At 69.5% G+C, this 12891-nt stretch carries 14 protein-coding genes; 13 read left to right on the forward strand and 1 reads right to left on the reverse strand.

Going from position 1 to position 12891, the window contains the following annotated elements; all coding sequences use genetic code 11:
* Nucleotides 1-20 precede the first annotated feature (20 nt).
* The 11 genes from ABRP18_RS04920 to ABRP18_RS04970 all read left to right on the forward strand — a co-directional run bounded on the left by ABRP18_RS04920 (nt 21) and on the right by ABRP18_RS04970 (nt 9666).
* Nucleotides 21-1064, forward strand: a complete 1044-nt coding sequence (locus tag ABRP18_RS04920) for a response regulator (protein ID WP_349885638.1) — start codon at nt 21-23, stop codon at nt 1062-1064.
* Nucleotides 1064-2053, forward strand: coding sequence for an ATP-grasp domain-containing protein (locus tag ABRP18_RS04925; protein ID WP_061018599.1), 990 nt, complete (start codon nt 1064-1066; stop codon nt 2051-2053). The genes ABRP18_RS04920 and ABRP18_RS04925 overlap by 1 nt, the downstream gene beginning before the upstream one ends.
* On the forward strand, nt 2050-2763 hold the full coding sequence (locus tag ABRP18_RS04930; RefSeq protein WP_113681650.1) for a PHP domain-containing protein: 714 nt from the start codon (nt 2050-2052) through the stop codon (nt 2761-2763). Before ABRP18_RS04925 ends, ABRP18_RS04930 begins: the two co-directional genes overlap by 4 nt.
* On the forward strand, nt 2763-4250 hold the full coding sequence (locus ABRP18_RS04935; RefSeq protein ID WP_061018595.1) for a glycosyltransferase: 1488 nt from the start codon (nt 2763-2765) through the stop codon (nt 4248-4250). Before ABRP18_RS04930 ends, ABRP18_RS04935 begins: the two co-directional genes overlap by 1 nt.
* On the forward strand, nt 4247-4390 hold the full coding sequence (locus ABRP18_RS04940; protein WP_170224283.1) for a hypothetical protein: 144 nt from the start codon (nt 4247-4249) through the stop codon (nt 4388-4390). Before ABRP18_RS04935 ends, ABRP18_RS04940 begins: the two co-directional genes overlap by 4 nt.
* Nucleotides 4387-4734: a response regulator transcription factor gene (locus tag ABRP18_RS04945; protein ID WP_046748786.1), complete on the forward strand. Its 348-nt coding sequence runs from the start codon at nt 4387-4389 to the stop codon at nt 4732-4734. The genes ABRP18_RS04940 and ABRP18_RS04945 overlap by 4 nt, the downstream gene beginning before the upstream one ends.
* A complete protein-coding gene (locus ABRP18_RS04950) occupies nt 4731-6536 on the forward strand; it encodes a PAS domain-containing sensor histidine kinase (RefSeq protein ID WP_349885639.1) in 1806 nt (601 codons plus the stop codon). The genes ABRP18_RS04945 and ABRP18_RS04950 overlap by 4 nt, the downstream gene beginning before the upstream one ends.
* A gap of 36 nt (nt 6537-6572) precedes the next feature.
* Complete coding sequence (locus tag ABRP18_RS04955; protein ID WP_058633239.1) at nt 6573-6821, forward strand: AbrB/MazE/SpoVT family DNA-binding domain-containing protein; 249 nt, start codon at nt 6573-6575, stop codon at nt 6819-6821.
* Complete coding sequence (locus ABRP18_RS04960; RefSeq protein ID WP_349885752.1) at nt 6821-7183, forward strand: type II toxin-antitoxin system VapC family toxin; 363 nt, start codon at nt 6821-6823, stop codon at nt 7181-7183. The genes ABRP18_RS04955 and ABRP18_RS04960 overlap by 1 nt, the downstream gene beginning before the upstream one ends.
* 102 nt (nt 7184-7285) lie before the next feature.
* Complete coding sequence (locus ABRP18_RS04965) at nt 7286-7837, forward strand: OsmC family protein (protein ID WP_349885640.1); 552 nt, start codon at nt 7286-7288, stop codon at nt 7835-7837.
* Nucleotides 7838-7977: 140 nt separating this feature from the next.
* Entirely contained in the window at nt 7978-9666 is a 1689-nt protein-coding gene (locus ABRP18_RS04970) for an ABC-F family ATP-binding cassette domain-containing protein (RefSeq protein ID WP_082738594.1), read from the forward strand.
* A 55-nt stretch (nt 9667-9721) separates the two neighbouring features.
* Here the strand turns inward: ABRP18_RS04970 and ABRP18_RS04975 are convergent, their stop codons facing one another.
* A complete protein-coding gene (locus tag ABRP18_RS04975; RefSeq protein WP_349885641.1) occupies nt 9722-10807 on the reverse strand; it encodes an FAD-dependent oxidoreductase in 1086 nt (361 codons plus the stop codon).
* Nucleotides 10808-10880: 73 nt separating this feature from the next.
* Here ABRP18_RS04975 and ABRP18_RS04980 point away from each other — a divergent pair, with 73 nt between their 5' ends.
* A complete protein-coding gene (locus ABRP18_RS04980) occupies nt 10881-11996 on the forward strand; it encodes a GuaB3 family IMP dehydrogenase-related protein (RefSeq protein WP_349885753.1) in 1116 nt (371 codons plus the stop codon).
* A 59-nt stretch (nt 11997-12055) separates the two neighbouring features.
* Nucleotides 12056-12817 carry an SURF1 family protein gene (locus tag ABRP18_RS04985; RefSeq protein WP_046749044.1) on the forward strand — a complete coding sequence of 254 codons (762 nt, stop codon included), beginning with the start codon at nt 12056-12058 and terminating at the stop codon, nt 12815-12817.
* Nucleotides 12818-12891 lie beyond the last annotated feature (74 nt).

The raw sequence follows: 12891 nt of genomic DNA on the forward strand, positions 1-12891 counted from the left end.
CCCCAAGGAGAGCCGTACACATGCCTGAGGACTCTCCTCGCGTTCTCGTCGTCGACGACGATCCGGACGTCGCCCTGCTCGTCAAGACCGTGCTCGAGCGACGTGCCGCGTGCATCGTCGACGTCGCCGAGGACGGACAGGTCGCGATCGATCGGGTCGCGGAGGTGCGGCCGGACGTCGTGGTGACCGACATCGAGATGCCGGGACTGAGCGGCCTCGAGCTGCTCGCCGAGCTGCGACGCATCGTTCCGTCGGTGCCTGTCGTGGTGATGACCGCCCACGTCTCCGTGGAGTACGCGGTCTCGGCCCTGCGAGCGCAGGCGGACGAGTTCCTGACCAAACCGCTCGACAACGGCAAGCTCGTGGAGGCCGTCACCCGTCTGGTCGAGGAGGGGCGCCGCCGCCGAGCGGAAGCGCGCACACCGGAGCGGGTGCTCGCGATCGGCGCACATCCGGACGATGTCGAGATCGGTGTCGGTGGACTGCTCGCCGCGCACGCCAGGGCTCAGGACGAGATCACGATCCTCACGCTCTCCCGCGGTGCCAGGGGTGGGGACGCCGACAGCAGGCAGAACGAATCCCTCGCAGCGGCGGAGATGCTGGGCGCCCGCCTCTTCCTGAAGGACCTCATCGACACCGAGATCTCCGGAGGAGGATCCACGGTGCGCATCATCGAACAGGTCGTGCAGGAGATCCAGCCGACGATCGTCTACACGCATTCGCCGCACGACCGGCACCAGGATCACCGTGCCGTGAGCGAGGCGACCGTCGTGGCCACGCGTCGGGTCGGTACCGTCGCGTGCTATCAGAGTCCGTCGGCGACGATCGACTTCCGGCCCACGAGGTTCGTGCGCATCGACCAGTACCTCGACGAGAAGCTGCGGCTCCTCGAACGCTTCGGCTCGCAGACGGCGAGCCGCGACTACCTCGCGCCCGAGTTCGTCACGGCGACAGCGCGGTACTGGTCGAGGTTCGGTGGGGGAACGGCCGTCGAACCGCTCGAGGTCGTGCGGGAGACCGCCGAGTTCATCGGCGCCCACGAGCTCACACGACGGGAGAGCTGATGACGAAGCGCGTGCTGGTGACCGGTGCCGGTGGTCCGGCGGGAGTGGCCGTGATCCGGTCGCTGCTCCGCCGCTCGGACTTGACCGTGTTCGCCGCGGACATGGACGGCTGGGCGAGCGGCATCTACCTGGTGCCCCCGGAGCAGCGACGCCTCGTGCCACCGGGACGTGACGACGACTTCGTGCCGGCGATCGCGCGCATGGTGGCGGACGACGGCCTCGATCTGGTGATCTCGACCGTCGACGTCGAGCTCATCGCCCTCGCGGGACGGCGCGATGAGCTGGCACCCGCCGTGCTGGCTGCGCCGTCCGAGGACACGCTGAACACCGCGCTCGACAAGCTCGCCCTCGCGGAACGCTGCGCGTCGACCGGTCGCGTCCCGCGCACCGTCCTCGCCGGGCGTGATGCCGAGGCCGTCGAGTGGGAGTTCCCGGTCTTCGCCAAGCCGCGTCAGGGTGCAGGGAGCCGTGGCGTGCGGCTCGTGCCCGACCGTGCTGCTCTCGAGGCCTTGCCGACGGACGAGGGACTCATCGTCCAGGACTTCCTTCCGGGGGAGGAGTACTCCGTCGACGTCATCGCGGATGCCACCGGGGCCGTAGTGGCCGCGGTACCCCGCACGCGAGCCAGGGTCGACTCCGGCGTCGCCATCGCCGGACGCACGGTCCGCGATGCGGAACTCGAGGAGACGGCGGCATCGATCGCCCGCGCGATCGGACTGGTCGGCGTCGCGAACGTGCAGCTGCGGCGCGATCGCACGGGTCGTGCGGTGCTGCTCGAGGTCAATCCTCGCTTCCCCGGCGCCTTGCCTTTGACGATCGCGGCCGGCGTCGACATCCCGTCGCTCGTGGCCGACCTCTTCCTGGGGCGAGAGCTTCCCGTGCAGATCCCGTTCCGCGAGGTCGCCTCCGTGCGCTTCCTCGAGGATGTGATCGTGGAGATCGACGATGTGCTGGTCTCCGACCATGCGGGGCATCAGGAGGAACTGTGAGCCACGCGCTGCTCCGCGGCGACCACCACGTCCACTCCACCTTCTCGGACGATGCGGTCTCGACACTCGCACAGAACGTCGAGGCTGCGGCCGCAGCGGGACTGACCACGGTGCGCCTCGTCGACCACGTGCGTCAGAGCACGACCTGGGTGCCGGAGTACCTCGCTGCGGTGCGGGTGCTCCGGGTGCCGGACGGGCTCACGGTGCTCACCGGTGTCGAGGCGAAGATCCTCGACGTCGGGGGAACTCTCGACATCCCGACCCTCCCCGACGGCATCGATCGGATCCTCATCGCCGACCACCAGTTCCCGGGGGCGGACGGTCCGCTCGGACCCACCGCGGTGCGGGAGCGGATGGCCGCGGGATGGGCCGCTGACGACGTTCTCGATCAGTTCGTCGAGGCGCTCATCGCCACGATGCGGCGCTACCCGGGGAACCAGCTCGCGCACTGCTTCTCGATCCTGCCGAAGATCGGTCTGTCCGAGGCCGACCTGGGTGCGCAGCGCGCGGATGCCTGGGCACGCACCGCCGCCGACACCGACACCCTCGTCGAAGTGAACGAGAAGTGGGGCTGCCCTGGGGTCGATGCGCTGGCCGCGCTGCGCCGCGCCGGCGGCACGGTGGTCGCCTCGACCGACAGCCACGACGCCGCCGAGGTGGGCCGGTACTCGAGGATCCTCCCGCTGCTCGACGCGGTGGCGGTCTCCTGATGGCCGATCTCACCTGGCTGGAGACCGTGCTGGTCATCCTCCTGCTGCTCTGCATCCTCGTCGGCACGCTGCCGGTGGTCAACACCGGCCTGCAGTTCCTCATCCTTCCGCTGCATGCGTTCCGCAACCATTACGGCAAGGCGGCGCCGTACCACCCGAACGTCGCCGTCGTCATCCCCGCCTGGAACGAGGGTGCGGTGATCGGCCCCGCGATCGAACGGCTGCTGCAGCTGGAGTATCCGGCTGAACGCCTGCGGGTCTTCGTCGTCGACGACGCATCGACCGACGACACCCCCGAGGTCGTCGCCGCCACGTCAGCGGCCCACCCCGGCCGCGTCGTGCACCTGCGGCGCGAGAAGGGGGGAGAGGGCAAGGCGCACACGCTCAACCACGGTCTCGACGTGATCCTCGCCGACACGTGGGCCGAGGCCGTGCTCATCATGGATGCGGATGTGATCTTCGCCCGTGATTCGCTGCGCAAGCTCACCCGTCACCTGGCCGACGAGAAGGTCGGTGCCGTGACGGCCTACATCGCCGAGGGCAGCCGCGACCGCAACTACCTCACGCGTTTCATCGCCATCGAGTACGTGATCGGTCAGCTCTCCGCACGTCGGGTGCAGAACGTCGGCGGCGCCATCGCCTGCCTCGCGGGCGGCGCCCAGCTGCACTCGCGCGCGAACCTCGAAGCCATCGGCGGACGCATCCCCACGGGAACCCTCGCCGAGGACACCATGACGACGTTCGAGGGCCAGCTCAAGGGACGCCGGATGGTGTTCGAGCCGCATGCCGTGGTGCTGGCCGAGGAGCCGCGGACGATCGACAGCCTGTGGAAGCAGCGTCTGCGCTGGGCGCGCGGCAACGTGCAGCTCACCTCGATCTACCGAAAGCTGTGGTTCCGCCCGAGCCGGGACCACAACCTGGGCAGTTTCGGCTTCGGGCTCGCCTGGTTCACGATCCTCCTGCTCCCTGCGTTCATGCTGCTCGCGGCGGCCGGCCTGCTCGCGCTCCTCCTACTGCACAGCGACATCGCGGAGTTCGTGTTCCGCTTCATGTGGATCGCGGCGGCCTGCATCTACATCTACTCGATGCTCTACTCGGTGCAGCTGGATCCCCGCATCGGCAGACAGTCCTGGCGCGAGGCGATCATGTTCCCAGGGCTCGGTGCCCTGATCCTGATGGCCATCGCGATCTTCCCGCAGCTGTTCGAGTCCGCGTTGCTCGCGCTCGGGCTGCCCGTGACGCACGAGGCCCGCATCATGTGGGCGGTGATCTTCTACCTGTGGGGACCGATCTCGATGCTGGGGATCTGGCTCGCCCGGGCGGTGGAGCCGCTCCCTGGCGGACGCTTCTTCGCGGGGCTGCTGCTCTACGTCTGCGGGTACGGCTCACTGCTGTGCGCCATCACCGTGGATTCCTACATCAAGGAGTGGCGTCGCGCCGATGCCTCCTGGATCAAGACCGAGAAGATCGGACGTGTCGACTCATGACCGCAACCCCGTCGAACGATGCCGAGGTGGAGGAGATCGCCGCGGATGCCCGACGTGAGCGACGTCTGATCCCTCAGGCTCTGCTCGCCCTCGCCGTGGTGGTCGTCATCGTCGTGGTGAGAGAGCTGCTGCTCCGATGAGCGGGAGGCCGTTGGCCCTCGTCGTCGAGGACGCGCCCGATCAGGCCGCGCTACTGCGCCGCTATCTCGACCGCGAGGGGTTCGACGTGTTCGTGGCCCGTGACGCCGAGTCGGCGATCGCCGCGTTCTCCGAGATCGATCCCGTGGTGGCCGTGCTCGACCTGCTGCTGCCCGGTATCTCGGGACAGGAGTGCGCGCGGCTGGTCCGGGCCCGTTTCCCCGACTGCTTCCTGGTGATCAGCTCGGTGCTCGATGCCACCGACTATCCGCCGGCGGACGCCGCGCTCCCCAAGCCGATCACGGGTTCCGAGCTGCACGCGATCGTCGAGGGCGTGCGGCGATGAGGGCCACGCCGCTCGATCGCGCGGAGAACCGCTGGTATCAGGTCTTCGACAACCCGAGCCCGCTGCTCAAGCAGGCGCCGACGGTCACCGCGACGGTGATCGCGGCGCTCCTCACCTGGTGGGTTCCCGACCTTCCCATGACGCACGTCGCACCGGCCGTGGCGGGGATCATCCTGGTGCTCGCGGCCACGGCCTTCGCCGCGGTGCTGACGGCCCGCGGGGTGCACGAGGGATGGGCGCTCCTGCTCATCCCCATCGTCGACATCATCGGCCTCGGACTCTTCCGCACGGGTACCGGGGGAGCGACATCGCTCTTCTCATCACTCGTGCTCCTCCCGGTGGTCTGGCTGGCCGCCGCCCCGGGCATCCGCTGGGTGTTCGTGGTCGGCGGGCTCACGTCGATCGCGTTGCTGATGCCGTACGTCACCGCGCCACCCGCGACCTCGGTCGAGTGGCTGCGGGGCGTGGTGGGCCCGCTCGTGTTCTCGGCGGTGGCGGCCGTGATCAACCAGCTCGCGCGGCAGCAGCGGATGCGCGTGGAACAGGCGGAGGAGCTCGTCGCCGAACGAACCAGAGCGCTGTCCGAGAACGTGGCCATGATCGTGCAGCTGCGCGAGAAGGAGCACCAGTACCGGGAGCTGCTGGACTCGTTCGAGAGCCTGTGGTCGTCGATAACGGCGCAGGCCGTGGTGGCCACGGACTGCAGCGGTATCGTGACGGCCTGGAACCCGGGAGCGGTGCGCCTGCTCGGACTTCCCGTCGACGAGGCTCTCGACGCCGTGCGCATCGATCGCTTCTTCTCGACCGCCGTGCTCTCGATGCTGGCGGCTGACACGGCGGAGCACTCCGCGCCGTCCGGCGACATGCCCGCCGGCTACGCCGAACTCGACCCGGGGATCAAGGCTCTGTTCGGACAGGCGGACGCCGGCGTCCCTGTCGACGGGGACATCGAGGTCGTGACCGCAGGCGGGACGACGGTTCCCGCACGCGTGACGGTCACTCCCCACAAGGACGGTGCGGGCGCGCAGCAGGGATATCTGTTCGTGCTGACAGACGAGACCAGGGCCGTCGAGGTCGCGAGGATGAAGGACGAGTTCGTCGGGATGATCTCCCATGAGCTCCGGACGCCCCTCAGCGCCATCATCGGCTTCCTGGACCTGCTGCAGAACGATCCAGGGCAGCCTCTCACGGAGGACCAGCAGGAGTTCGTCGGCATCATCGAGCGCAACGCGCAGCGTCTGCTCAATCTCGTCGGCGACCTGTTGTTCACCGCCCAGGTCGAGTCCGGGCGATTCCCCCTCGAGCGCGATGAGGCCGATGCGGCCGCGCTGGTGCGATCCGCGGTGGTGTCGGCCGGTCCGCATGCGCAGCGGGAAGGGATCGAACTCGTCGCGGAGGTCGGTCCTGCGGCGATGCCCGTCTTCGTCGATGCCGGAAGAGTGGGGCAGGCCATCGACAACCTGCTCTCCAATGCCATCAAGTTCACCTCTCGCGGCGGGAAGGTCACCGCGCGAGTGCGCGCGGTCGACGGCGGCGTGGAGTTCTCGATCGCCGATACCGGGGTCGGGATACCGGAGGACGAACAGGGGATGCTGTTCACCCGCTTCTTCCGTGCGTCGACCGCGACGCGCAACGCGGTGCCCGGCGTGGGTCTCGGTCTCACGATCACCCGTGCCATCGTCCTCGCGCACGGAGGGACGATGGACGTGACGAGCAAGGAGGGTGTCGGCACGGAGTTCCGCTTCTTCCTGCCTGCCGCTCCGCGCACCGAGGTGCTGACGAGTCTGAGTCGCGCCGAGTGAAGCCCCCGCCGTGAGGGGTGGTGGTATCGTCGAAGGATGGATACCACCTTCGTTGCACCGATGGGTGATCGTGGTCGCCTCGTGGTCCCTGCCGAACTCCGCGACCGTCAGCATTGGGACCAGGGCGTGCCGCTGCTCATGATCGAGACGTCAGGAGGCGTGATCCTGCTCACCAGGGAGCAGGCCAAGGCCCTCGTCAGGTCGCAGCTGGAGGGGAAGCGCGCTCTCGAATCGCTGCTCGCGGAGCGCCGGAGGTCCGCGGACTCCGAGGATGCAGCGGCGTGATGGTGGTCGACGCGTCAGCTCTCCTCGCTTTCCTGCAGGGCGAGCCTGGCGCCGATCGCGTCGAGGAGATCCTCGACGACTCCGTGATCGGAGCCGCGAACTGGTCGGAGGTCGCGCAGAAGGTGCGCGCGTCCGGCGCGGACTGGGGCATCGCCTCCGGCTTGTTGCTCAGCTACCGGCTGAAGGTCGAGCCGGTTTCCCAGCGCGACGCGGAAGCCGCCGCGGAATCGTGGGGGCGCGGAAGCGGGCTGTCGCTGGGGGACCGCCTGTGTCTCGCACTTGCGCGACGGCTCGATCTTCCTGTTCTCACGGCGGACCGGGCGTGGGGAGAGTCCGAGCGCATCGAGCAGCTGCGGCGCTGACACCACCGGCGTGGTCTCGGCGTCGTGACGCTGCGTTTCGCGGTGTGAAGCCCGATGACGGGCGGCGGGCGCGGGGAACCGGACGATCGCTACCGTCGGGCCATGACTCTTCTCCAGGACCAGCTCGCCGGTGTCGCGGACGTCACCCCGGCCGAGCGCGCGCAGCGACTCACCGACGCGGGATCGGCGTGGAACGAGCGGATCGCCGCGGACGAAGCGAACGCGCGATTGACGTACCGCGTCAGCGGACGCGGAATCGGCTCGGTCGCGACCGAGATCCGGGCCGGCGCGCACCGCTTCCTCGTCGACGAGCCGGGTGCGCTCGCCGGGGACGACGTCGCGGCCAGTCCGGTCGAGTACGCGCTGGGTGCGCTCGTCTCGTGCCAGGTGGTCGTGTACCGGCTCTACGCCCAGGCCCTCGGCCTCACGATCGACGCGATCGAGATCACGGTCGAGGGCGACCTCGACGTGCGCAAGCTCTTCGGCATCGACGAGTCGGGGCGCGCCGGATTCCACGATGTGCGCGTGGCTGTCGACATCACCGGTCCGAACAGCGTGGAGGAGTATGAGAACCTGCGCGCCGTCGTCGATGCGCATTGCCCGGTGCTCGACCTCTTCGCCGCTCCCGTACCGACGTCGAGCGCTCTCGTCTGAGCGGTCCGCAGCGTCTTCGGCCCGGTGTCGTCTGCGACCTGGCCCGTTCCGTCCGTGACCTGGCCCGTTGGGTCCGTGACCGCTCCTGCTGATATCCTGGTCGGCTCGGCATGTGCGGGGCGGAAGGACGGCCACGCACCGTGGGCTTCATCGATGTATCCAGCGTCTCCCTGACGCTTCCAGACGGCAGACCGCTTCTCGACGAGGCGAGCTTCCGGGTCGGCGCGGGCTCGACGAGCGCTCTGATCGGCCCGAACGGCGCCGGCAAGACGACGATGCTGCGCATCATCCGCGGCGATCAGACGGCTGATGACGGCGTCGTGACGATCGACGGCGGACTCGGCGTCATGGACCAGTTCGTCGGCCACGGCGAAGCGGGCGAGACCGTGCACCAGCTGTTGGTGCGTGTCGCTCCCACACGTATCCGCGTCGCTGCGGAGGCGCTCGAGACCGCGGAGAACGCGCTGATCGAACGCGACGAGCACGATACGCAGATGGCCTATGCATCGGCGATCGCCGAGTACGCGGACGCCGGCGGATACGAGCACGAGACGATCTGGGACCAGTGCACGGTCGCCGCGCTCGGCGTCCCGTTCGAGCGCGCAAGATACCGCGAGCTCACCACGCTCTCCGGCGGCGAGCAGAAGCGCCTGGCGCTCGAGGCCCTGTTGCGCGGACCCGACGAGGTGCTGCTGCTCGACGAGCCGGACAACTATCTCGACGTGCCGACGAAGCGCTGGCTCGAGGATCAGCTGCGCCAGACGCCCAAGACCGTGCTGCTCGTGTCGCACGACCGTGAGCTGCTCGCTCGAGCGGCCGACCGCCTCATCACGCTCGAACCCGGAGGCGCCGGGGCCACGGCCTGGGTGCACGGCGGCGGCTTCGGCACCTACCATCAGGCTCGCACCGACCGGATGGACCGGCTCGACGAGCTGCGCAGACGGTGGGACGAGCAGCACGAGAAGCTGCGGACCCTGGTGGCCAACCTCAAGGTCAAGGCCTCGGCGAACGACGGCTTCGCCTCGCGCTACCAGGCGGCGCAGACACGCCTGCGCAAGTTCGAGGAAGCGGGTCCCCCGGAGGAGCGTCCGCCGGCCCAGGACTTCGACATGCGCCTGCGCGGCGCGCGCACGGGCAAACGGGCGGTGGTCGCGCAGCGCCTGGAGCTGACGGGTCTCATGCGGCCCTTCGACGCGGAGGTCTGGTACGGCGACCGGGTGGCCGTGCTCGGGTCGAACGGGTCGGGCAAGTCGCACTTCCTGCGCCTGCTCGCTCGCGGTGGATCCGACCCCGACGCCACGCTCGGTCACGTGACGTCGACGGGTGAGCAGCTCAGTGCTGTCGAACACACCGGCTCGGCCGTGCTCGGAGCGAGGGTGGTGCCGGGCCTGTTCGCGCAGACGCACGCGCACCCCGAGTTCGTCGGCCGCACGCTGCTAGAGATCCTGCATCGGGGGGACGATCGCCGAGCGGGTATGCCACGCGACGCCGCGAGTTCGGCACTCGACCGCTACGGTCTCGTGCGTCAGGCGCAGCAGAGCTTCGACTCGCTGTCGGGAGGACAGCAGGCGCGGTTCCAGGTGCTCCTTCTGGAGCTCTCCGGGGCGACGCTGCTGCTGCTCGACGAGCCGACCGACAACCTCGACCTGGAATCGGCCGAGGCGCTGGAGCAGGCCCTCGCGCGCTTCGAGGGAACGGTACTGGCGGTCACGCACGACCGCTGGTTCGCCCGTTCGTTCGACCGGTTCCTGGTGTTCGGGTCGGACGGCGAGGTCTACGAGTCCGACGAGCCCGTGTGGGACGAGAAGCGCGTGGCGCGCTCGCGCTGACGTTCGTTCGCGGACACGGGCCGTGCTCCCGTGTCGCTCAGGACAGTCGGGTCGCTCAGGGCAGTCGGAAGGGTGCGGCAGCGCGCGCGGCGGGGTCGATCGCGAGGTCGGCGAGGACCCCGCCGACGCCGGGAGCGAACTTGAAGCCGTGGCCGGAGAACCCGGCGCCCACCACGATCCGGCCGAGGCGATCGAGCACGAAGGCGCCGTCGCCGGTCGAGGTGTACGTGCAGCTGATCGGTTCCGGCGCCGCCGGGTCGAGGCCGGGCATCCACTCCCGCACGTAGTCCGAGAGCGCACGCTGATGCGTCGGCAGGTGCGGGCGGGCATCGGGATCGACCTCGTCGCCGACACGGTGGAACCCGACTTTCACGCCCTCTCCTGGCGTCGGCATGCCGTACACGGTCGCGGGGTAGGTCCCCGGCTGCACGTAGTGGTTGAACGAGGGCCACGGCGCGTCCGTGAGCGGCCGGAAGTGTGCCGGCGTCTCCTCGGTCACGGTGAGGCGCGGCAGGCCGAAGTGCGGAAGCAGAGTCCGCGTCCAGGCTCCCGCCGTCACCACGACGGTCTCGGCACGCAGGTGGACGTCCTCGGCGACGCTGACCCCCACGCCGTCCGAGTCCTCCTCGATGCGCTCGACCGGGGTGCTCCAGCGCACTTCTCCGCCGCCGATGACGACGCGACGCTCCAGCTCCCGCAGTGCCTCGGCGGCGCGCACGACCCCGGCGTCGGACGACCACAGCACGTCGCCGCCGAAGCGCATTCCCGGCCACCGGGCACCCGCCTCGGCGGGCGAGAGGACGGCACTCGGGATGCCGCGGCCCTCCAGGCCCGACCGCACGGCGGCGATGTCGATGTCGCCGTGGGTCACGAGGCCGTGCAGACGAAGGAGAGACTCGCCGCCGACCGACCCGAGGGCGTCCCACCCTTGACGGGCGCGCATGAGCAGGTCGAGGTAGTGCTCCTCGTCGTAGGCGTTGTTGAAGTTGCGGGTCGCACCGTGCGATGCGCCCTCACGGTGACCGCGGGCGAATCTCTCCAGCACGACCGGTCTGAGTCCTCGACGTACGAGGGCCCAGGCCGTCGCCAACCCCATGACCCCGCCGCCCACCACGACCACGTCGACATGCTCGATCCTCATGGTGCCTCCCGGTCTCGCCTCCAGTCTCCCAGCACGGGCGGCTCCGCCTGCCGGGTAGGCTGGAGGGGTGACCATGGAGATCGAGCTCGGCCGAGGAAAGCGTGCACGTCGCGCGTACACGTTCGATGACATCGCGGTGGTGCCCTCGCGGCGCACGCGCAACCCGGAGGACGTGTCGACCGCCTGGACGATCGACGCCTTCGGGTTCGAGATCCCGGTGCTGGGCGCGCCGATGGACTCGGTCGTGAGCCCTCAGACGGCGATCATGCTCGGCCAGCTCGGCGGCCTCGGAGTGCTCGACCTCGAGGGGCTCTGGACACGCTACGAGAACCCCGTGCCGCTGCTGGCGGAGATCGCAGGTCTCGACGACACCAAGGCGACGGTCCGCATGCAGGAGCTCTACTCGGAGCCGATCAAGCCCGAGCTCATCACCCGTCGCCTCGCCGAGGTCCGCGAGGCCGGCGTCACCGTGGCCGGCTCCCTCACGCCGCAGCGCACGCAGGAGTTCTACGACACCGTCGCCGCCGCAGGTGTCGACCTGTTCGTGATCCGGGGGACCACGGTCTCTGCCGAGCACGTGTCGAGCGTTGCCGAGCCCCTGAACCTCAAGAAGTTCATCTACGACCTCGATGTGCCGGTCATCGTGGGAGGAGCTGCGACCTACACGGCAGCCCTCCACCTGATGCGCACGGGGGCTGCGGGCGTGCTCGTCGGCTTCGGCGGGGGAGCGGCCTCGACGACGCGGGCCACCCTCGGCATCCACGCCCCGATGGCGACAGCGGTCTCCGACGTCGCCGCTGCGCGCCGCGACTACCTCGACGAGTCCGGTGGGCGCTACGTGCACGTGATCGCCGACGGTGGCGTCGGCACGTCCGGCGACATCGTCAAGGCTCTCGCGATGGGCGCAGACGCCGTCATGCTCGGCGTCGCGCTCGCTCGTGCGACCGATGCGCCGGGACGCGGGTTCCACTGGGGACCTGAAGCGCATCACCCGAAGCTCCCGCGCGGGCACCGCGTCGAGGTGGGTGGCATCGGCACGCTCGAGGAGATCCTGTACGGACCGGCGCCCGTCGCCGACGGCACCGCCAACCTCATCGGCGCGCTGCGCAAGTCGATGGCGACCACCGGGTACTCCGACCTCAAGGAGTTCCAGCGGGTCGAGGTCGTGCTGGCGCCCTACGAGGCCTGAGGGTCCTGCGCGTCACCGTGACCACTCCTGCACTCTTCCCCCCGACTCTCCGCGAGGTCATGCTCAGGGGACGCTGGATCGGCATGCTCCTGCTCTGCCTCCTGGTGGCCGGGGTGTTCGCCTGGCTCGGTCAGTGGCAGCTGGAACGTGCGATCGAGACCGATCCGCCGGCCCCTGGCGCCACCGAGCAGGTGCAGCAGCTCGAGGATGTGCTCCAGCCGGGGGAGTATCTGCCGGAACCGCTCGTGGGCCAGCGGGTCCAGACCGCGGGCACCTGGGTTCCCGGCGACTTCATCGTCGTGGCGAGCCGTTTCAACGACGATGTCGAGGGGTATTGGGTCACCGGCCAGCTGCGGGTGGCCGACCGGACCTCGATCGCCGTCGCGGTCGGCTGGGCACCGGATCCGGAGTCGGCCGAGGCGGCTGTCGAAGAGCTCGAGGCTGCCGCTGACGGCTCCGAGGTCGAGATCACCGGGCGCATCATCTCGGACGAGGGCCCCAGGGTGCCTCCGCACGCCGACCCGCAGCGACTGGACCGCATGTCACCCGCCGCGCTCCTCAGCCGCTGGCACGACATCGAGGAGCTCGACGTCTACCGTCCGTACCTCGCCTCGACGACCGCGACGGCCGGGCTGGTCGACATCTCGTCCCCCGCGCCCGATGAGCTTTCTCCCGTCAACTGGCTCAACGTGTTCTATGCCGTCGAGTGGGCCATCTTCGCCGGTTTCGCGTTCTACCTCTGGTACCGACTGGCGAAGGATGCCTGGGAGCGCGAGGTCGAGGAGTTCGAAGACCGGGCCGGAGAAGGCGCAGTCGTCTGATCGGACGCGCATCCGCGCGCCCAGCGGTGCGCAATTGCGTGCTCGCGTGCGTCGGTAGTGACCTTCGTCAGGGG

Origin of the sequence: Microbacterium sp. WHRI 7836, from assembly GCF_040223885.2 — a bacterium.
Taxonomy (GTDB): Bacteria; Actinomycetota; Actinomycetes; order Actinomycetales; family Microbacteriaceae; genus Microbacterium; species Microbacterium oxydans.